At 70.9% G+C, this 20,570-nt stretch carries 13 protein-coding genes and 7 pseudogenes; 11 read left to right on the forward strand and 9 right to left on the reverse strand.

Translation table 11 applies throughout. From position 1 onward, the window contains the following. Positions 1-85: 85 nt before the first annotated feature. A complete protein-coding gene (locus tag K1X59_RS06195) occupies positions 86-505 on the reverse strand; it encodes a pilus assembly protein CpaE (RefSeq protein ID WP_183152187.1) in 420 nt (139 codons plus the stop codon). Between the two features lie 93 nt (positions 506-598). On the opposite strand from K1X59_RS06195, the pseudogene K1X59_RS06200 reads away from it, so the two are divergent. Continuing rightward, positions 599-2,723: pseudogene (locus tag K1X59_RS06200) on the forward strand (DEAD/DEAH box helicase). Between the two features lie 21 nt (positions 2,724-2,744). Here the strand turns inward: K1X59_RS06200 and K1X59_RS06205 are convergent. Continuing rightward, positions 2,745-3,512 (reverse strand): IclR family transcriptional regulator, encoded by a 768-nt coding sequence (locus K1X59_RS06205; protein ID WP_183152188.1) that lies wholly within the window; start codon positions 3,510-3,512, stop codon positions 2,745-2,747. 155 nt (positions 3,513-3,667) lie between these two features. Between K1X59_RS06205 and dhaK the strand changes: the two genes are divergently transcribed. From dhaK to K1X59_RS06245, 10 genes and pseudogenes are all read left to right on the forward strand, one after another. Further along, positions 3,668-4,660, forward strand: a complete 993-nt coding sequence (gene dhaK / locus K1X59_RS06210; protein WP_220174043.1) for a dihydroxyacetone kinase subunit DhaK — start codon at positions 3,668-3,670, stop codon at positions 4,658-4,660. Continuing rightward, the gene (dhaL, locus tag K1X59_RS06215; protein WP_183152189.1) at positions 4,660-5,304 is read left to right on the forward strand and encodes a dihydroxyacetone kinase subunit DhaL; all 645 of its coding nucleotides are present in this window, start codon (positions 4,660-4,662) and stop codon (positions 5,302-5,304) included. Before dhaK ends, dhaL begins: the two co-directional genes overlap by 1 nt. Before the next feature lie 88 nt (positions 5,305-5,392). Beyond that, a complete protein-coding gene (locus K1X59_RS20985; RefSeq protein ID WP_258567119.1) occupies positions 5,393-5,872 on the forward strand; it encodes a hypothetical protein in 480 nt (159 codons plus the stop codon). Continuing rightward, a pseudogene (locus K1X59_RS20990) lies at positions 5,830-5,994 on the forward strand (HPr family phosphocarrier protein); the annotation flags it as partial. The gene K1X59_RS20985 and the pseudogene K1X59_RS20990, both read left to right, overlap by 43 nt. 290 nt (positions 5,995-6,284) lie before the next feature. After that, positions 6,285-6,764 (forward strand): annotated as a pseudogene (locus K1X59_RS20995) (PEP-utilizing enzyme); the annotation flags it as partial. 202 nt (positions 6,765-6,966) lie between these two features. Continuing rightward, a pseudogene (locus tag K1X59_RS21000) lies at positions 6,967-7,816 on the forward strand (putative PEP-binding protein); the annotation flags it as partial. Between the two features lie 138 nt (positions 7,817-7,954). Continuing rightward, positions 7,955-9,157: a sensor domain-containing protein gene (locus K1X59_RS06230; RefSeq protein ID WP_220174044.1), complete on the forward strand. Its 1,203-nt coding sequence runs from the start codon at positions 7,955-7,957 to the stop codon at positions 9,155-9,157. Between the two features lie 215 nt (positions 9,158-9,372). Continuing rightward, positions 9,373-9,801 (forward strand): hydroxyphenylacetyl-CoA thioesterase PaaI, encoded by a 429-nt coding sequence (gene paaI, locus K1X59_RS06235; protein WP_183152191.1) that lies wholly within the window; start codon positions 9,373-9,375, stop codon positions 9,799-9,801. 27 nt (positions 9,802-9,828) lie between these two features. Continuing rightward, on the forward strand, positions 9,829-11,154 hold the full coding sequence (gene paaK, locus K1X59_RS06240; RefSeq protein ID WP_396652574.1) for a phenylacetate--CoA ligase PaaK: 1,326 nt from the start codon (positions 9,829-9,831) through the stop codon (positions 11,152-11,154). A gap of 76 nt (positions 11,155-11,230) precedes the next feature. After that, positions 11,231-11,857 (forward strand): TetR/AcrR family transcriptional regulator, encoded by a 627-nt coding sequence (locus K1X59_RS06245; RefSeq protein ID WP_220174045.1) that lies wholly within the window; start codon positions 11,231-11,233, stop codon positions 11,855-11,857. Between the two features lie 21 nt (positions 11,858-11,878). Here the strand turns inward: K1X59_RS06245 and paaZ are convergent. The 7 genes and pseudogenes from paaZ to K1X59_RS06280 form a co-directional block, all read right to left on the reverse strand. Continuing rightward, a pseudogene (gene paaZ, locus K1X59_RS06250) lies at positions 11,879-13,958 on the reverse strand (phenylacetic acid degradation bifunctional protein PaaZ). A gap of 11 nt (positions 13,959-13,969) precedes the next feature. Then, positions 13,970-14,780: pseudogene (locus K1X59_RS06255) on the reverse strand (3-hydroxyacyl-CoA dehydrogenase family protein). Between the two features lie 52 nt (positions 14,781-14,832). Beyond that, on the reverse strand, positions 14,833-15,588 hold the full coding sequence (locus K1X59_RS06260; protein ID WP_220174190.1) for an enoyl-CoA hydratase/isomerase family protein: 756 nt from the start codon (positions 15,586-15,588) through the stop codon (positions 14,833-14,835). After that, positions 15,588-16,778 carry an acetyl-CoA C-acyltransferase gene (locus tag K1X59_RS06265; RefSeq protein ID WP_183152192.1) on the reverse strand — a complete coding sequence of 397 codons (1,191 nt, stop codon included), beginning with the start codon at positions 16,776-16,778 and terminating at the stop codon, positions 15,588-15,590. Before K1X59_RS06265 ends, K1X59_RS06260 begins: the two co-directional genes overlap by 1 nt. 124 nt (positions 16,779-16,902) lie before the next feature. Next, positions 16,903-18,371 (reverse strand): annotated as a pseudogene (locus K1X59_RS06270) (dihydrolipoamide acetyltransferase family protein). Further along, entirely contained in the window at positions 18,368-19,426 is a 1,059-nt protein-coding gene (locus K1X59_RS06275; protein WP_396652575.1) for an alpha-ketoacid dehydrogenase subunit beta, read from the reverse strand. The pseudogene K1X59_RS06270 and the gene K1X59_RS06275 overlap by 4 nt, the downstream one beginning before the upstream one ends. Further along, the gene (locus K1X59_RS06280; protein ID WP_220174046.1) at positions 19,423-20,541 is read right to left on the reverse strand and encodes a thiamine pyrophosphate-dependent enzyme; all 1,119 of its coding nucleotides are present in this window, start codon (positions 20,539-20,541) and stop codon (positions 19,423-19,425) included. The genes K1X59_RS06275 and K1X59_RS06280 overlap by 4 nt, the downstream gene beginning before the upstream one ends. Between the last annotated feature and the right edge of the window lie 29 nt (positions 20,542-20,570).

A 20,570-nucleotide genomic window follows, 5' to 3' on the forward strand; every position in this document is an offset into this window, starting at 1 on the left:
TTCGACTCCTCGGCATCCGGTCTTCTTTACTGACCGATCGTTAGGTAATTCTGACACACGGGATGAGCGGATTCAAGACGGACGCTCAGCGCGAGCGGGAGATCAGCTCGAGCAGTGCGCGGCCGTACGCCTCGGAGGGGTCGGGGTGCTCGAACGAGAGGAGGTCGCCGGCGATGTCGACGTCGACGCGGAACGTGTCGTCGAGGCGCATCAGAGCGCGGAACGTTCCGCGCAGGAGTTCGCGCAGCTGATCCTCCCTCGGCAGCCACACCGCCTCGGCGAGGGTCACGGCATCGAGCGCCCATTCCGTGGTGCCGTTGAACGCCAGATCGGTGCCTGTCGGTGTGCGTCGGGCCTCGATCGTCATCTCGCTCACCGTGAAGACGTCGGCTTCCGCTTCGAGCTCCACGTCGTCCGACAGGTCGAGCTGGAAGCGGTCGCCCTCGGCCGGGTGCCAGACGAGTCCGGCATCTCGCAGCGTGACGGCGAGCTCGCGTGTGATCATCCCCTCACGCTAGACGACGAGGACGTGCCCGCCGTTCCCCGCTCCCTGTGCGAGCCCGGACCACGTGTCGGCGGGGTGGGGCAGAGTGGAGGGATGACCTCCGCCGCTCCCTCCGCCACCCGCGACGCCGCACGGGCGGCGCTGCGCGCGAACTCGTCGGCCGCGCGGACGCCGACTTCCACGACGGGCAGTACGAGGCGATCGAGGCGCTGGTCGAAGGGCGTCGCCGCGCTCTCGTCGTGCAGCGGACGGGGTGGGGCAAGTCGGCCGTGTACTTCGTGGCGACGCTGCTGCTGCGGCGCGAGGGCGCGGGCCCGACCGTGCTGGTCTCGCCGCTGCTCGCCCTCATGCGCGACCAGATCGCTGCGGCCGAACGAGCCGGCGTGCGCGCGGTCGCGATCAACTCCACCAATGCGCACGAGTGGACCGACGTTCTCGCGCGACTCGACCGCGACGAGGTCGATGTGCTGCTGGTGTCGCCCGAGCGCCTCAACAATCCCGCCTTCCGGGAGCAGCAGCTGCCGGCTCTCGTCCGCCGCATCGGCATGCTCGTGGTCGACGAGGCGCACTGCATCAGCGACTGGGGGCACGACTTCCGTCCCGACTACCGACGCCTGCGAGACCTGATCGCGCAGATGCCCGCCGACGTGCCGGTGCTCGCGACCACGGCGACCGCGAACAGCCGCGTGGTCGCCGACGTCGCCGAGCAACTGGGCGCCCTCCATAAGGGAGGCGGGGAGGAGGCCGAACCGGTGCTCACGATCCGCGGGCCGCTCGCCCGGACGTCGCTCCGGCTGGGCGTGCTGCGGTTGCGCGATTCGGCGAGTCGTCTGGCATGGCTGCTGAGTCACCTCGACGACCTCCCGGGTTCCGGCATCATCTACACCCTCACCGTGGCGGCGGCCGTCGACACCGCCCGACTGCTGCGCGACCACGGCCACGATGTCCGCGCGTACACGGGGCAGACCGACACCGACGAGCGCGCCGAGTCGGAGGGGATGCTCAAGCGCAACGAGGTCAAGGCGCTGGTCGCGACGAGTGCGCTCGGCATGGGGTTCGACAAGCCGGATCTCGGATTCGTCCTGCACCTCGGCGCCCCCTCGTCGCCCGTCGCGTACTACCAGCAGGTCGGACGCGCCGGTCGTGCCAGCGAGAGCGCCGACGTGCTGCTGCTGCCGGGCGTCGAGGATCGCGACATCTGGCACTACTTCGCGACGGCGTCGATGCCGGATCGGGAGCGTGCGGAACGGGTGATCGCGGCACTCGGAGAGGCTCCGACCTCCACCCCCGCCCTCGAGGCGATGGTCGACATCCGCCGCACGCCGCTGGAGCTGCTGCTCAAGGTGCTCGACGTCGACGGGGCCGTGCGACGCGTGCAGGGCGGGTGGGTCGCGACGGGAGAGCCGTGGACGTACGATGCGGACCGCTACGAGCGCATCGCCGCCGAGCGGGTCGCCGAGCAGCAGCACATGATCGAGTACGAGCAGACGGACGCCTGCCGCATGGAGTTCCTGCAGCGTGCGCTCGACGACGACACGGCTGCCCCGTGCGGGAGGTGCGACAACTGCGCCGGCGCGTGGTTCCCCCGTGAGATCGGGGAGGCGGCGAGCACACAGGCCGCCGAGTCTCTCGACCGGGTCGGGTGCCGATCGAGCCCCGCCGCGCCTGGCCCACGGGAGCCGAGCGACTCGACGTGCCCGTGAAGGGGCGCATCCCCGCGGAGGAACAGGCGGTCGAGGGGAGGGCGCTGGCGCGGCTCACCGACCTGGGCTGGGGTGGGACGCTCCGTGAGATGTTCGCGGCGGGCGCCGTCGATGCTCCCGTGACGCCGTCTGTGCTGCAGGGGTGCATCCGGGTGCTCGCGGGATGGGAGTGGGCGGAGCGTCCGGTCGCGGTCGTCGCGATGCCTTCGCGGTCGCATCCGCTGCTGGTCGACTCCCTGGCACGAGGTCTCGCCGAGATCGGACGACTGCCGTACCTCGGAGCGCTCGCTCCCGTCGGGGGTGGCCCGACGGGTCAGCCGGGTGGCAACAGCGTGTTCCGTCTCGCCGGGCTCTGGGATCGGTTCAGCGCCGCGCACCTCGACGTTCCGGCCGGCCCCGTGCTGCTCGTGGACGATCTGGTCGACAGCAGGTGGACGATGACGGTGGCAGCGCGCGTGCTCCGGCAGGCCGGGGCCACGGCGGTGCTGCCCTTCGCTCTCGCGGTGCGCGGCTGAGCGGAGGGCGCAGCGGCGGTCTCATTCGTCGGCCGGGGCGACGCGGGGCGGCCAGGTGGTCGCGCCGAGTTCGCGCGAGATGTTCCTGGCGGTCTCGCGGAGAGCGTTGAGGATCGCATCGGAGGCGGGCGTCTGCGAGGTCGGCAGCACCACGGCGACCGCGGCGACGATGTCGTTGGAGGCGTCGGCGACGGGTGCGGCCAGAGACGATTCGCCCAGCACCGCTTCGTCGAACTCGCCCGCCGTACCGCGCTCGGCGATCGCGGGCAGCTCCAGCGTCACGCGGGCGATGTCGGTGATGGTGTCACCGGTGAGGCTGCGCAGCGGCTGGGCGAACACGTTCTGCTGGAAGCCGAGGTCGTATGCGAGCAGCACCTTGCCCATCGCCGAGGCGTGCGCGGGGATCGCGACGCCGGTCTCCAGCATCTGCTGGCTGTCGTCGGGGCGCAGGTTGTGGTGGATGACGAGGACGTCGGTGAAGTGCGGGGCGCCGAGGCGCACCGAGAGGTTCGTGCGGCGGGCGAGCTCCTGCGTCCAGCGCATCGCCCTGGCGCGCACGTCGAGGGTGTCGAGGTACACGTTGCTCAGGCGCAGCAGCGTGGGTCCGAGCATGTAGCGCTGGCCGCCGCGCTCCTTCGCGACGAGTCCGTGCGAACGCAGCGACTTCACGATTCCGTGCACGGTCGACGGCGGCAGGCTCAGGGCGGCCGCGAGGTCGGTGATGCCGAGATGGCGTGCTCCCTGGAGCAGTTCGAGGATCTTCGCCGCGCGGTCGATCGCCTGGATCACGGGAGCCCTCCTTCCGGTGCGTCGTCGAGCCGGTGCAGATCGAGCCGGGCTTCAGGATCGATCTTGACAACCCGGCAGGCCCCGAGCATATTCGACATTAACGAATTGCTTTCCGATTTTTGCGAAAATCACGATGGATCAAAGGAGATCGAACGATGAAGAAGCTCATCAACGCCCCCGAGGACGTCCTCGTCGAGTCTCTGAAGGGTGTCGCGCTCGCTCATCCGGAGCTCTCCGTGGACCTCGAGAACCACGTCATCACGCGGGCGACCCCGAAGGAGCAGGGGAAGGTCGCGATCGTCTCCGGCGGCGGATCGGGGCACGAACCGCTGCACGGCGGCTTCGTCGGCACCGGCATGCTCGACGCGGCGGTCGCCGGCGAGGTCTTCACGTCTCCCACTCCCGACCGGGTGCAGGTCGCGACCAAGGCCGTCGACCGGGGGGCCGGCGTGCTGCACATCGTCAAGAACTACACCGGAGACGTCCTGAACTTCGAGATGGCCGCCGAGCTCGCCTCCATGGAAGGCATCGAGGTGGGCAGCATCACGGTCGATGACGACGTCGCCGTGCAGGACTCGCTGTACACCGCAGGGCGCCGCGGGGTGGGGCTGACCGTCCTGCTGGAGAAGATCGTCGGCGCCGCCGCCGAGGAGGGGCGCGACCTCGCCGCCGTCGTCGAGCTGGCGAAGAGGGTCAACGGACAGGGCCGGTCCATGGGGATGGCGCTCACGAGCTGCACCGTGCCCGCCGCGGGCAAGCCGACCTTCGACCTGCCGGACGACCAGATGGAGATCGGCATCGGCATCCACGGAGAACCGGGCCGTCACCGCGAGCCGCTCGCCCCGGCATCCGACATCGCCCGTCAGCTGGTCGAGCCGATCCTCTCCGACCTCGACGCTGCCGGACCCGCGATCGTGATGCTGAACGGCATGGGCGCGACACCGCTCATCGAGCTGTACCTCATGTACGGCGAGGTCGCGGCGATCCTCGAGAAGTCCGGCGTGCAGATCGCCAGGAACCTCGTCGGCAACTACATCACCTCCCTCGACATGGCCGGCTGCTCGGTCACGGTGCTCAAGGCCGACGACGAGCTGCTGCGGCTGTGGGATGCTCCGGTGAACACCCCCGGCCTGCGGTGGGGCGCGTGATGGCGGCCGTCGACACCGCCGTCCTCGCCGACTGGGTGACGCGCTTCGGGACCGCCGTCACCGACAAGCGCGACTGGCTCACCGAACTCGACTCGGCGATCGGCGACGCGGATCACGGAGCCAACATGGCCAGGGGCATGAGTGCCGTCGCGGAGAAGCTGGGCGCGGGGACGCCTGCCACGGTCGATGAGCTGCTGAAGACGGTCGGCATGACCCTCGTGAGCTCGGTGGGCGGAGCGAGCGGCCCGCTCTACGGCACCTTCTTCCTGCGGATGGGGATGACCGCGGGGGCGGTGCGGGAACTCGACGGTCCCGCTCTCGCTGCCGCGCTGCGAGCGGGACTCGACGGCATCGTCGCGCGGGGGAAGGCGGAGGCGGGGGACAAGACGATGTTCGACGCGATGGCGCCCGCCGTCGATGCGTTGGACGCCGCGCTCGCGGGCGGCTCGTCCGTCGCCGACGCCGTCAGGCCTGCCGCGGAGGCCGCCGAGGTCGGCCGCGACGCGACGGCGCCCCTCGTCGCCCGCAAGGGACGAGCGAGCTATCTCGGCGAGCGCAGCGCCGGGCACCTCGACCCGGGAGCCGCCTCCACGGCGATCCTGTTCGACACGCTCGCCGCGGCCGTCGCTGGCAGCGCCGGATGATCGGCATCGTCGCCGTCTCCCACAGCGCGCGGCTCGGGGAGGCGGCGCTGGAGCTTGCCCTGCAGATGGTGCCGGGCGGGGAGTGCGCGTGCAGGTGGCGGCCGGCGCCGGGGTCGACGGCGACGGCACGCCGATCCTCGGTACCGATGCCGTCGCCGTGGCGGCGGCGATCGACGACCTCGCGGCCGACTGCGACGGCGTCCTGGTCCTGATGGACCTCGGCTCGGCCGTCCTGAGCGCGGAACTCGCACTCGAACTGCGCGCGAGTGCCGTTCCCGTGCGACTCGCACCAGCCCCGTTCGTCGAGGGACTGCTCGCGGCCGTCGTGGCCGCCGCTGCGGGGGAGGGCTCGACGCCGTCGCCGCGGAGGCGTCTGCGGCACTGGGGGCGAAGACGGGGCAGCTCAGTGACCAGCACGGCGACGCGATCGCATCCGAGACGGCGGTCGCATCCGACACGGCGTCGGGGGCTGCGGTGCCGGGGAACGGAGCGGAAGACGGCGAGGTGCTCGTGCGGCGCGTACGGGTGCGCAACCCTCAGGGGCTCCACGCGCGCCCTGCTGCCCTGATCGCCGAGGCGTCGGCCGGAGCGGATGTGCGTCTGCGGCGCCTTCCCGACGGGCCGGATGCGTCGGCCGCCAGTCTCTCGCGCCTCCTGGTCCTCGGGGCCAGGCAGGGTGACGAGCTCGAGCTCCGTGCGCGCGGGGCCGACGCCGCCTCCGTGCTCGACCGACTCTCGGCGCTGTTCGACGACGGCTTCGGCGAGGGGACGGATGCGGCGGCGCCGACAGCCGACACGGATGCTCCCGCCGCCGCGCCGGCCGTGTCCCCGGAACCGCCCGTCGAGGTCGTCTCCGGATCGGTGCTGCACGGACGCGGCGTGAGTCCCGGCAGGGTCGCCGCCCCCGTCGTGCACCTCGCGCCCGCGGTCACCAAGCCCGACGCCGAGGTGGTCATCCCCCGGCTGAGCGCGATGCTGAGGTGTCGGCGATCGAGTGGGCTGCCGTCGCCGTCGCCGATCAGCTGCGGACCCGCACCGCGCAGGCCACAGGCGAGACCAGGGCGATCCTCGATGCCTCGCGGCTGCTGGCGTCGGATCCTGAGCTGGTGTCCGAGGCGACGGCGCTCGTCAGGGCACAGGGGCGCAGCGCGGCCAGGGCGGTGTGGGAGACGGCCGTCGAACACGAGAGGGGCCTCGCCGCGTTGGGCGGTCGGATGGCGGAGCGCGTCGCCGACATCCGCGATGTGCGCGACCGGATCATCGCCGAGATCCTCCAGGTCGACATGCCGGGTGTGCCGGAGCGGGAGGAGCCGTTCGTGCTCGTCGCGACCGACCTCGCCCCGGCCGACACGGCCTCCCTCGCGGGCGGCCGCTGCGTCGCGCTGGTCACGGAGCAGGGCGGCCCGACCTCGCACACCGCGATCATCGCCCGGTCGTTGGGGCTTCCCGCCGTCGTCGGTGTGCCCGGCGCCGTCGGCATCCCCGTCGGCGCCACGGTTCTGGTGGACGGCGGACGTGGGTCGGTCGAGATCGACCCCCGCCCGCGCGTGTCGCCGAGGCGGCGGCCGTGGCCTCGGTCGTGGAGTTCGGGGTATCGGGCGTCTCGCCGACGGACACCGCATCCCGCTCCTCGCGAACGTCGGCGGAGCCGTCGACGCCGAGAACGCCGCCGCAGCGCACGCCGAGGGGGTCGGTCTCTTCCGCACCGAGTTCTGCTTCCTCGACCGGACGGATGCGCCGTCTGTCGCGGAGCAGACCGCGGCATACCGGGGCGTGCTGGCGGCGTTCCCCGGGCGTCGGGTGGTCGTGCGCACTCTCGACGCGGGGAGCGACAAGCCGTTGCCCTTCGCGAACGCGGAGCAGGAAGAGAATCCGGCTCTGGGAGTGCGGGGCCTGCGCATCGCCCGTCGGAATCCCGCACTGCTGGACGATCAGCTGCACGCGCTCGCCGCGGCGGCCGATGCCGAGTCCGCCGAGATCGAGGTCATGGCCCCGATGGTCGCCACGGTGGACGAGGCCGCCGCGTTCGCCGAGCGGTGTCGTGCCGCGGGGCTGGAGCGCGTCGGCATCATGATCGAGACTCCGGCCGCGGCGCTGCTCGCCGCCGAGCTGTTCCAGGTGGTCGACTTCGTGAGCCTCGGTACCAACGACCTGGCGCAGTACACCCTCGCGGCCGATCGTCAGCTCGCCGATCTCGCCGATCTCAACGATCCGTGGCAGCCGGCGGTCCTCCGTCTGATCGGGGCCGTCGGAGAGGCAGGGCGGGCCGCGGGGAAGCCCGTCGGGGTGTGGGGAGGCCGGGGGCGACCCCGCGCTCGCCCCGGTGCTCGTCGGTCTCGGGGTCACGTCGCTGTCGATGACGTCGCGATCGCTGGGCCGCGTGGCGGCGGCATTGGACGCCGTGACCGAGGAGGAGTGCCGCCGCGCGGCGAAGGCGGCGCTCGGCGCTCCGACAGCCGCTGCGGCCCGAGCCGCAGTGCAGGGCGACGGGACAGGTGCCGCGTCGCGCTGATCGTGTATTCCGGGTACGGCATGAAGATCATCTCGGTCTGATACCAGAATATATCGCCCTCTGTTCCCGCAGCCGTCTCCCTCGATACGGTGTGCGCAGGGGACCCCGCACAGGGGTGCGAACACCAACGGAGGGGTCATGGCATCCAGCAGGCGATCGCGCGAGAACACACGCGGTTCGGGGGTTGCGGCCGCGGTGATGGTGGTCGTGTTGATGGCGCTCCCCGCGTGCGCCGCGGAACCGAAGGCGGAGGCGAAGCCGAGCGCGACCCCCACCACCACGACCTCGCCGACGCCGGATCCCTACACAGGCCCGTTGACGTTCGCGGGTGACGACCTCGTCGCGTTCGCGCTGAGCCCGGACGAAGTCGCCGGCCTGCTTCCCGGTGCCGCTCCGGCGGGCGCGGTGACCGATGAGCTGCTGCAGTACTCGGACGGCGGTGGACCGGACTTCGACCCGTCCGTCTGCGTGCTGCTCCTCAGCGAGATGTCGATGCGCAGCGTCGCAGCGCGCACCGTGCCGTGGAAGGATCCGGAGGATTCGAGCAACAGCGGGCGACAGCAGATCCTTCAGTTCGCCTCGGAGGAGCAGGCGTCGACGCGGATGGATCAGCTCACGTCGACGATCGACCACTGCGCACAGTTCGACGCCCAGGGTCCCGGCACGTTCGAGACCGCGGTGGCACCGGAACTCGAGGGCGTGCGCGCCTTCGCCGGCACCCTCACGCTCGACAGCTCCGGGAGCCGGTGGCGCGTGCACCACGGGTTCGCGTCCGTCGGCAACGTGCTCGTGGAGCTGTGGCAGCCCGCGCTCGACGGCTCGGAGTTCGATGCGGAGCGCGCCGCTCTGCTGCTGCGCGACCGCGCGGTCGAGGCGAAGGCGGCGCTGATCACCGACCTGACCGACAACCCGCCGGCGACGGAGACGCCGACGCCGACCGATCCCGCCGCGCCATGGAGCGAGTGGCAGCTGTCGGGCGCCGGCGTGGGGCCGCTCATCTTCGGCGCCGACCGGGAGTCGGCGCTCGCGGCCGTTCCCGGTGCGACCGTGGAGGAGGTCGAGTGGACCGACTCCTTCGCGCGGCTCTGGAGCGGCGACGGCGACGAATCGCTCGTGCTGCACTTCACGGACGACGGGGCGACGCTGATCGGGGTGACTGCCGGTATCGCGAACATGGAGGGCGATGTCGAGCCGGATGGTGCGGCACTCCCCGCTGCGGGCGCCGTGCGCATCGGCGCGTCTCTCTCCGACGCTGCCGCGGCCTTCCCCGGGGCACGTTCATCCGCGTCGTCTCGTCCGGCGAGTACTTCTACCAGTGGGCGTCGCGGGACGGCGGAGTGATCCGATTCCGTGCCGACCGGGACTACGCGGACGCATCGGCTGTCATCACGGGAGTGACGGCCGAGGATGCGACGTTCGCACCGCCGCTCGGCGTGGGGTGAGCAACGCGGCGCTGAGCCGACCGCCGCGCTGCTGTATTCCTGACCGATCGGTCGGTTAGTATGGCCGGGCGGGACGTCGGCGTCTCGTAGCGGAGCGCCACGAGGAGGTCGGCGATGACGGACATCACGAGCGAAGCATCGGGAAACGGTCGGGGGAGCCGATCCATGATGGAGCGCGATCGTGCAGCGGCGATGCTGGGTCTCGTCGTCGAGCGTGATGAGCCCGGGCACGCGGTGGTGTCGATGCGGGTCAGGGAAGACATGACCAACGGCTTCCACATCACCCACGGCGGCCTCGTGTTCGCGCTCGCAGACACAGCCTTCGCGATCGCCTGCAACGAAGACGATCGCGTCACGGTGGCGGCGGGAGCCGACATCTCGTTCCTGAAGTCGACCGTCGCCGGCCAGACGCTGACGGCCACGGCGATCCGCCGTTCGCGCACCGGTCGCTCCGGTATCTACGACGTCACGGTGGTCGACGAACTCGGCGATCCCGTCGCCGAGTTCCGTGGACGCTCGCGCACCACCAGTCGTGTCCTCTGACCGCCCACCGATCTGACGGAGCATCACGTGTCGACGACGACCGCATCCTCTTCCGCCATCCGCCCGCCCTCCCCGGACGACCTGGACCCCGAGGAACGCATGAGCCGCGAGGAGATCGCCGCGCTCCAGCTCGAACGACTCCAGTGGACGGTGCGCCACGCGTATGCGGACGTGCCGCTGTACACCGCGAAGTTCGACGAGGCCGGCGTGCACCCCGAAGACATCCGCAGCCTCGAGGACGTACGGCGGCTCCCGTTCACGACCAAGGAGGATCTGCGGTCGACATATCCGTTCGGCATGTTCGCGGTGCCGATGGACGAGGTCGCGCGCATCCATGCGTCGAGCGGAACCACCGGGCGTCCGACCGTCGTCGGATACACCAAGGGCGACCTCGACCGGTGGGGCTCGCTCGTCGCGCGTTCGCTGCGAGCCAGCGGCATCCGACGTGGGATGAAGGTGCACAACGCCTACGGCTACGGACTGTTCACCGGCGGGCTCGGAGCCCATGCGGGGATCGAAGCCCTCGGCGCCACCGTGATCCCCATGTCGGGCGGGCAGACCGCGAGGCAGGTGCAGCTCATCCGCGACTTCGCGCCGGAGGCGATCCTGTGCACCCCGAGCTATCTGCTCACGATCGCGGATGCGATGGCCGCACAGGGGATCGATCCGCGCTCCACCTCGCTGAAGGTGGCCGTGCTCGGCGCCGAGCCCTGGTCGAACGAGATGCGGTACGAGCTCGAGAAGCGCCTCGGCATCGATGCTCTCGACATCTACGGCCTCAGCGAGGTGATGGGACCCGGAGTGGGCAACGAATGCCTCGAGACCAAGGACGGTCCGCATCTGTGGGAAGACCACTTCCTCCCGGAGGTCATCGACTCGGAGACCCGAGCGGCGCTGCCGGACGGCGAACTCGGGGAGCTCGTGTTCACGTCGCTCACCAAAGAGGCGTTCCCCGTCATCCGCTACCGCACCCGCGACCTCACCCGCCTTCTGCCCGGCACCGCGCGGCCGGGGATGCGGCGCATGGAGAAGATCACCGGCCGCAACGACGACATGATCATCCTGCGTGGCGTGAATCTCTTCCCGACCCAGATCGAAGAGCTCGTCCTCGGCATCGAGCAGCTGACCCCGCACTTCGTCCTCGAACTGTCCAAGGACGGGCGGATGGACGCGATGACCGTGCGCATCGAGCGTCATCCCGACCTGTCGGTCGAGACCTGTGCGAGTGCCGCCGAGGTGCTGGCGCAGCGGATCAAGGTGTTCATCGGGACCACGGTCGCCGTCCGTCTGGAAGAACCCGGCGCACTCCCGCGCAGCGAGGGGAAGTACCAGCGCGTCTACGATCTGCGGTGATCGCGGGCGGAGACCCCGGAGGTCTCACGGCCGTGGTTCCCTGGGCCGGCATGATCGCGTGCGAGACTGGGTGGTGATGACGCAGACGACGCGACGAGGCCGCCCGGGGTATGACCAGCAGGGCATCCTCGCCGTCGCCGTCGCCGCGTTCAACGAGCACGGGTACGACGCCACGTCGATCGGGATGCTGGCCGAGCGGCTCGGGCTCTCCAAATCGGCCATCTATCATCACTTCGGCTCGAAGGACGAGATGCTCGACCTCGCCCTCGATGCCGCACTGAGCGGACTCGAGGCCGTGGTGGAGGATCCGCTTCCGGACGCGGACTCCGCGCCGGGGACCGACGCCGTGATGCGCCTGGAGCACGTGCTGCGTGGTGCGGTCCACGTGCTGGTCGACCAGCTCCCGGCGGTGACCCTGCTCCTGCGCGTTCGCGGCAACACCGATGTGGAGCGCCGCGCGCTCACCCGACGCCGCGCGTTCGACCGCAGGATCACCGCGCTGGTGACCGAGGCCCAGGCCGAGGGCTCGCTGCGCGCCGACATCGATGCCAGCGTCGTCGCACGTCTGTCTTTCGGCATGATCAACTCGATCGTCGAGTGGTATCGCCCCGGCGGTCGCGAGGGTGCCGATCGTCTCGCAGACGACGTCGTCGCGATCGCGCTGGACGGCCTGCGTCGTCGCGAGGACGCCTCGACGGACTGACCGACGCCCTCGTCGACGCGTCTATGCCGCCGACTGCTCCTTCGCGACCAGCGTCAGCACGTCGTAGGTGGCCACGATCTCATCCCTCTGGTTCTTCAGCACCGCGTCCCAGCGCACCTCGCCGTACTCGTCGGTCTCGCGCGGGGTGATCTGCTTCGCGGTGAGCTCGACGCGGATCTCGTCTCCGGGGACACGGGCGTCACGAATCGCAGGTTCTCCAGGCCGGAGTTCGCGAGCACGGGGCCGGGCGCCGGGTCGACGAAGAGGCCGGCCGCCCACGACACGAGCAGGTATCCGTGCGCGACACGGCCGGGGAAGAACGGGTTGGCGGCCGCCGAGGCCTCGTCCATGTGGGCGTAGAAGGTATCGCCCGTGAACGCCGCGAACGTCTCGATGTCTTCGAGCGCGACCGTGCGCGAACCGCTCGCGACCTGATCGCCGATGTGCAGCTCGGCCAGCGACTTGCGGAACGGATGCACGCCGTCGGTCTCCGCGAACGGACGCGCCTCTGCGCCCTGATGCCACACGCCGGTCAGAGCCGTCATCATCGCGGGAGAGCCCTGGACGGCGGTGCGCTGCATGTGGTGCAGCACCGCACGGATCCCTCCGAGCTCCTCGCCTCCACCCGCGCGACCCGGCCCCCGTGCACGAGGTTCGGGAGGGGAGAGCCGTGGCCCGTCGAGCTTCGCGCGTCGTCGCGGTCGAGGAAGAGCACACGCCCGTTGTACGCAGCCATCCCGGTGGTGAGCGCGACGGCGACCTCGGGGTCGTGCGTCGCCACGCTCGTGACCAGCGATCCACCGCCGCGAGCCACCAGGGCGCTCGCCTCATCGAGCGTGCGATAGCCGACGATGCTCGAGACCGGACCGAACGCCTCGATCTCGTTGACGGCCGGGCTCTCGGGGTCGGCGAAGCGCAGCAGCATCGGTGAGAGGAACGCGCCGTCGGGTGCGGGACCTTCGCCGCCGTCACGGTGGCGCACTTCGGGCGCCTCGGTCGACCCGATCACGAGTTCGCCGCCGCCGTCCTGCAGTCGCGCGACCTGGCGCAGCACCTCGTCGCGCTGCGCGGTCGAGGCCAGCGGTCCCATGGTCACGCCCTCCGCCCTCGGGTCGCCGAGCACGACACGCTCCGAGAGGCGTGCCTGTACCGCGGCGATCACGTCGTCGACCACGGAAGTCGGCACGATCGCGCGTCGGATCGCCGTGCACTTCTGCCCGGCCTTGGATGTCATCTCGGCGACGAGCTGCTTCACATAGGCGTCGAACTCCGGTGTGCCGGCGATCGCGTCGGTTCCCAGGATCGACGCGTTGATGGAGTCGGTCTCGCTCGTGAAGCGCACGCCGCCGGTCTGCACGGCGTCATGCGACCGCAGGCGCTCCGCCGTCGACGCCGAGCCCGTGAAAGCCACCAGGTCGCCCAGCTGCAGTTCCTCGAAGAGCCCGGGGACGCTGCCGGACACGAGCTGCAGCGAGCCGTCGGGCAGCAGTCCTGACTCGACCATGATGCGCACCATCGCCTCGGCGAGGTACCCGGTCGGGGTCGCGGGCTTCACGACGGTGGGCACGCCGGCGAGGAACGCGGGGGCGAACTTCTCCAGCGAGCCCCACACGGGGAAGTTGAAGGCGTTGATCTGCACCGCGGCACCGGGCAGGCGCGTGTAGATGTGGCGGCCGAGGAACGACCCGTCCCTGGAGAGGTTCTCGACGGCGCCGTCGACGTACACCTTCGCGTTCGGCAGCTCGCGTCGACCCTTGCTCGAGTATGCGAACAGGACGCCGGTGCCGCCGTCGATGTCGACCCAGGAGTCCTGCGTCGTGGCGCCCGTGCGGCTCGACATGTCGTAGAGCTCCGCCTTGCGCTCCGTGAGGGCCAGAGCAAGCTGCTTCAACCGCACGGCGCGCTGATGGAAGGTGAGCTCGCCGAGCGAGGCCTGTCCGGCCTGCCGCGCGTGGGCGAGAACCGCGCCGAGGTCGATGCCCTCGGTCGACACGCGTGCGACCACCTCGCCGGTCGACGCGTCGCGCACCTCGGTCACGTCGGCATCGGCGTCGGGCCTCCACCACGCGTCCTGCACGTAGCTGGGCAGGATCTCGGTCATGTGTGTTCCCTTCATGAGGCGTCCCATTCGTAGAAGCCGCGGCCCGTCTTCCGCCCGAGGTGGCCCTCGGCGACGAGACGACGCAGCAGGGCCGGGGGTCGAAGCGCTCGCCGAGGTGCGCTGCGAGGTACTCGGCGATGCCGAGGCGCACATCGAGCCCCACGATGTCTGTGAGGCGGAGCGGCCCCACCGGGTGCTTGTAGCCCAGCGTCATGGCGGTGTCGATGTCTTCGGCCGAGGCGATGCCCTCCTCGAGCATGCGGATCGCCTCGAGGCCGAGCGCGACCCCGAGCCGCGACGACGCGAAGCCGGGAGCATCCGCCACCACGATGGGCGTCTTGCCGAGCGCCTGCACCCACCCGCGCACCGACTCGACGACCGGGGAGCGGTCGCCGCCCCGCGCACGATCTCGACGAGGGTGGACGCCGGCACGGGGTTGAAGAAGTGCATCCCCACGAAGCGCGACGGCCGCTCCAGCACCGCGGCGAGCTCATCGATCGAGATGGACGAGGTGTTCGAGGCGAGAACCGCGTCCGGTCCGAGCTGCGCCTCGACGCGGGTGAGCGCCTCGGTCTTGAGCGCGATGTCCTCGGGGACCGCCTCGACCACGAGATCGCATCGTGCGAGCAGCGCCATATCCGTGCCGGTGTCGAAGCGGGCGAGGTAGGCGTCGATCGGCTCGCCCGCCGTGCCGCGGAGGATAGAGGCGTCGAGGGACTCCCGTACCCGCGCGGCGGCGGTATCGGCGGAATCCGCGTCGCGCTCGACGACGCTGACGCGGGATCCTGCCAACAGGAACGCATGGGCGATGCCGGTTCCCATGCGCCCGCCGCCGAGTACCCCGACGCGTGCGGGGCCGGGGGACTGCTCGCGGTCATCGGTCTCTCCGCTCCAGGAAATCGGTCATCCGCCGGAACTTCTCCGGGCTCTCGAAGAGCACGGCCTGTGCCTCGAGGTCGGCGGCGGGGTGGTGGTCGCGCGGGGCGCGGAAGACGCTCTTGGTGGCGATGGTCGCGGCGGGATCGTTGCGGGCGATCCGGGCGGCGATGGCCTCGGCCGCGGCGAGGAGGTCGCCGCTGTCGTGGATCGCCGAGACGAGGCCGATGCGCAGGGCCTCCTCGGCCCGCACCGTGCGTCCGGTGAGGAGCAGCTCGATCGCCCTGGCATCGCCGACGATCTCCTTCAGACGCCAGCTCGCACCGGCGGCGGCGATGATCCCGAGGCCCGTCTCCGGGTTGCCGATCGCGAGCGTGGGTGTCGCGATGCGGATGTCTGCGGCGTAGGCGAGTTCGGCGCCGCCGCCGAGCGCATAGCCGTCGACCGCGGCGATCACGGGCATCGGCAGCTCGGAGAGTCGCACGAAGGCGTTCGTGTTGATGCCGCGCAGCGCATCGGGCGCTCGTCGTTCGCGGAGTTCGGCGATGTCGGCCCCGGCGGCGAACACCCCGTCCGCACCGGCGAGGACCAGCGTCTTCGGGGCTTCCTCGAGTTCGGCGCAGAGGATGTGGAGCGCGTCGATGGTCGCCTGATCGATCGCGTTGCGTCTGTGCGGGCGGTTGAGCGTGGCGATCACATGGTGAGTGTGCCGCTCGACGAGCAGGGGAGCATCGGCATCCGGTTGCGTGTGCATCACACCCGCTCCAGGATCATGGCTGCACCCTGGCCGACGCCGACGCACATCGTGGCGAGTCCGTGACGGGAGCCCTCGCGCTCCATGCGACCGAGCAGAGTGATGAGGAGTCGGGATCCGGACGAACCGAGCGGATGTCCGAGCGCGATCGCCCCGCCGTCGGCGTTGACACGCTCCTCGTCGAGGCCGAGCCGCCGGATGCACGCGATCGACTGCGTGGCGAAGGCCTCGTTGAGCTCGACCGAACCCAGATCGTCGACCGAGAGTCCGGAGCGGCGGAGGGCCTTCTGCGTGGCGGGGACGGGGCCGAGGCCCATGACCTCCGGCGCGAGACCCACGCTGGTGCCGACGACGATGCGGGCGCGGGGCACGAGGCCGTGGCGCTCGACCGCGGCGGCGCTCGCCACCACGATCGCCGACGCGCCGTCGTTGAGCGCGCTCGAGTTGCCGGCCGTCACGACCCGACCACCGGCCACCACGGGTCGCAGACGCGCGAGCGCCTCGGGCGTCGTCGCGGGTCGCGGACCCTCGTCGACCCGCACCTCGTCGGCGCCGACCTGGACGCCGACGATCTCGGCGTCGAAGCGTCCGGCTGCGATCGCCGCGGCCGCGCGCTGTTGCGACCGGAGCGCGAAGGCATCGGCCTCCTCGCGGGTGATCCCGTCGATCCTGGCGACCTCTTCCGCCGTCTCCGGCATCGAGAAGGTCGCCTTGTCGCGGGCGACGAGACGGGGATTCGGGAAGCGCCATCCGATCGACGTGTCGAACGCCGCGCCGGGCTTGGCCCAGGCCTTCTCGGGTTTGGCCTGCACCCAGGGCGCACGGGTCATGGACTCGACGCCCCCGGCGACGATGAGGTCGGCATCGCCGGCGCGGATCGCCTGCGCCGCCATGGCAACGGCCGACATCCCGGAGGCGCACAGCCGGTTCACCGTGATGCCGGGCACGCTGTCGGGGAGCCCGGCGAGCAGCACGGCCATCCTGGCGACGTTGCGGTTGTCTTCGCCTGCCTGGTTGGCCGCACCGAGGATCACCTCGTCGATCTCGACGTCTCCGGCATCGATGCCCGCCCGCCGCACGGCCTCGGCGACGACGACCGCCGCGAGGTCGTCGGGACGGATGGACGCGAGGGCGCCTCCGTAGCGCCCGACCGGGGTGCGCGCTCCTCCGACGAGGTATGCCTCGGTCATGCGGATCTCCTGACTGCGTCGTCTCGGTGGGGGCCCGTCCGGCGTCCGTCCGGTCCCGATTTACTGACCGATCGTATAGTAATCATCCCATGGTCGCGCACGGCGCTGCGATGCGGCACCCGCGTCATACCTTGACGAAGGCGCGCAGCGGATGCTCGATGAGCGCGGTCACGCGCCGCAGGAATCCCGCCGCGTACCCGCCGTCGCACACCCGGTGGTCGAACGCGAGCGACAACTGGGCGATGCGCCGGGGACGATCGCGCCGTCGACGACCCACGGCCGCTCGATGATCCGGCCGATGCCGAGGATCGCGACGTCGGGATGATTGATGATCGCGGCCGACCCGTCGACACCCAGACCGCCGTAGTTGTTCAGGGTGAACGTCGATCCCCGCAGACGCTCCGGTGGCATCGTGCCCGCCCTGGCGGTCGCGGCGACCTCGCGCAGCGCGGCATCGAGCTGCTCGATGGTCAAGGTGTGTGCGTCGGGGATGACGGGAACCAGCAACCCGCGCTCGGTGTCGGCGGCGATGCCCAGGTTCACCCCGTCGAAGGAGATCAGCTCCTCGGCTGTCTCGCTGAGGCGAGAGGCGAGGACGGGGTATTCGGCGAGGGCGAGCAGAACGAACCGCGCGAGGAGAGCCGTCACGGACGGGGCCTTTCCTCCCTCCGGGGCCATCTGCGCGCGCAGCTCCCAGAACGCCGTGGCATCGACGTCGACCCAGACCGTCGCCTCCGGGATCTCGGAGCGGCTGCGGGAGAGCTTCGCGCTCACGGCACGCCGCAGCGGCGACAGGCGTTCGCGGGAGGTCACCGTGAGGCCGTCGACGTTCTCCCTCGAGCCGGTCGCCGCGTCGGTGTCGGTGTGCACGCCTGCGGGGCCGTCGACCCGCTGGTGCGCGGCGACGCCGTCGACCGCGTTCTCGACCGCGGCGCGCAGCACGTCGGCGCGCGTGATCGCTCCATCGGCGCCGGTCGCACTGATCGAGTGGACGTCGAGGCCCAGATCCCGAGCGAGGCGCCGCACGAGCGGAGAGCGCACGGCGATCGGGCGGCGATCGGGAGTCACGGCCGGAGCGGCTTCCGCGGGCGTGACAGCCGCGGGTGCGGGTGCAGCTGCCGCAGCGGTCGCGCGTGCGGGCGGGCGGCGACGCCCCTTCGTCGTGCGTGCGGTGGTGCCGTAACCGATCAGCACGTTGCCGGAGCCCGCGCGTTCCTCCTGGCGGTAGGCCTCGTGCTCGGTGCCGTCGGGCGTCCCGGCATCGGTGCTCGCGGCGTCCGGATCCGGCATGACCGCAGCGGCTTCGTCGTCTGGGCCGTCAGAGGCGTCGGGGTCGGCGACTTCGAGCACGGGTGCTCCGACGTCGATCGTGTCGCCGGCTGTGCCATGCAGAGCGGTGACGACGCCGGCGAAGGGCGATGGCAGCTCCACGACGCTCTTCGCGGTCTCGACCTCGGCGATGGGCTGGTCGGTGGTGATCGTGTCGCCGACGGCGACGAGCCACTGCACGAGACCTGCCTCGGTCAGTCCCTCGCCGAGGTCGGGGAGCCGGAACACCTGCGTGCGGGTGCGTGGTTTCAGGGGCGTGCTCATGCGTCCTCATCCCAGTGCAGCGTGTCGATCGCGTCGAGCACACGGTCGACGTCGGGCAGGTACCAGTGCTCGAACTTCGGAGGGGCGTAGGGCGTGTCGAACCCGGTGACCCTGCGCACGGGGGCCGCGAGGTATTCGAAGCACCGCTCGAACACGCGCGCCTGGATCTCGGAGGCGACGCTCACATAGCCCGGTGCTTCGGCGACCACCACGGCGCGACCGGTCGACTTCACCGCCGCCGTCACGGTCGCGTCGTCGAACGGCGAGAGCGAGCGGACATCGACGACCTGGACGCTGCGCCCCTCCGCGGCGGCGACCTCAGCGACCTCGAGAGCGAGGGGTACCGAGGCGCCGTACGCGAGGAGAGTCACGTCGGTGCCCGCCCGGGCGACGCGTGCGGTGCCGAGTTCGGCGGTGATCGACGTGTCGACCTCGCCCTTCATCCAATACAGCTTCTTCGGTTCGAGGAAGATCACGGGGTCGGGGGAGGCGATCGCGGCACGCAGCAGGGAGTACGCATCCTGCGGGGTGGACGGGCTGACCACCGTCAGGCCAGGGGTGTGCGCGTAGTACGCCTCGGAGGAGTCGCAGTGGTGCTCGACTCCGCCGATGCCGCCGCCGAAGGGGATGCGGATCACCAGCGGCATCCGCATGCCCCCGCGGGTCCGGTTGCCGAGTTTGGCGACGTGGCTGACGACCTGCTCGAAGGCGGGCAGGGCGAAAGCGTCGAACTGCATCTCGATCACGGGTCGCATGCCGTTCATGGCCATGCCGACGGCGGTGCCGACGATGCCGGACTCCGCGAGAGGGGTGTCGAAGCAGCGTTCCTCGCCGAAGCGCGCCGTGAGGCCGTCGGTGATGCGGAAGACTCCACCGAGCGCCCCGACGTCCTCGCCGAAGACGATCACATCCGGGTCCGACTCGATCGCGTCCGCGAGCGCCGTGTTCAGCGCTCCGGCCATGGTCATCGTCGTCACTGTGCCGGCATGGTCCACGGCGCCGCCGTCGGTGGTGGCGTCGTGCGTGGTGCCGGCGGCGTTCTGTGCGATGGTCATCGGTGTCCTCCGTTCGGAGCCGTCGCCGCGTCGTCGAGTCGCGACCGCTCGATCTCCTCGCGCAGCAGGTGCCACTGCTCCTCGAGCTGGGGTGAGCGGTGCGTCGTCACGAATCGGAACAGGTCTTCGGGGTCGAGGTCGGCATCGGTGTTGAGCGCGGTGCGCATCGCGGCGGCGATCTCCTCCGCGCCGTTCGCGAAGCGCTCTTCGGCGTCGGCGTCGAGAGCTCCCGTCGAGGAGAGATGCGCTCGCAGGCGGCGCAGCGGATCGCGCGCGATCCACGCCTGCACCTCCTCGCGCTCGCGGTAACGCGTGTCGTCGTCGGCATTCGTGTGCGCCTGCATCCGGTACGTGTGCGCCTCGACGAGAGACGGGCCGCCGCCGGTGCGGGCGCGCTCGACCGCTCCGCCGAGGACCGCGAGCACGGCGGCCACATCGTTGCCGTCGACGCGCTCGCCCGGCATCCCGTAACCGATCGCCTTGTGGGCGAGGGACGGAGCGGCGCTCTGGCGGGACAGCGGCACGGAGATCGCGAACTCGTTGTTCTGCACGAAGAACACGACGGGGACGTGGAAGACGGCGGCGAAGTTCAACGCTTCGTGGAAGTCGCCTTCGCTGGTGGCGCCGTCGCCGCAGAGGGCGAGCACGACGGTGTCTTCGCCGCGGCGCTTCGCGGCGTGCGCGAAACCGACCGCGTGGAGCAGCTGGGTGGCGAGCGGGGTCGCCTGCGGAGCGACCCGGTGCGCACGGACGTCGTACCCCGAGTGCCAGTCGCCCTTGAGGAGCACCATCGCGTCTGCGGGCTCGACTCCGCGGGCGATCACGGCGACCGAGTCGCGGTAGGTCGGGAACAGCCAGTCGCCAGCGCCCAGGACCATCGCAGCCCCGACCTGGCATGCTTCCTGCCCGTGCGACGAGGGGTACACGGCCAGTCGGCCCTGGCGGACGAGAGCGCCGGCCTGATCGTTGATCCGCCTGCCCTCGACGAGACCGCGATAGGCGGCCAGGAGGGTGTCGGCGTCGGGAAGCGCGTATCGGTCATCCGCGACCGTCGCCCCGTTCTCGTCGATCAGTCGCACCGCGGTGTCTCGCGGAAGCATGTCGGTGTGCAGCATGCGTTCGTCCTCCTTGCCGAACTCGATGG

Source organism: Microbacterium sp. Se5.02b, from assembly GCF_019464375.1.
Lineage (GTDB): Bacteria > Actinomycetota > Actinomycetes > Actinomycetales > Microbacteriaceae > Microbacterium.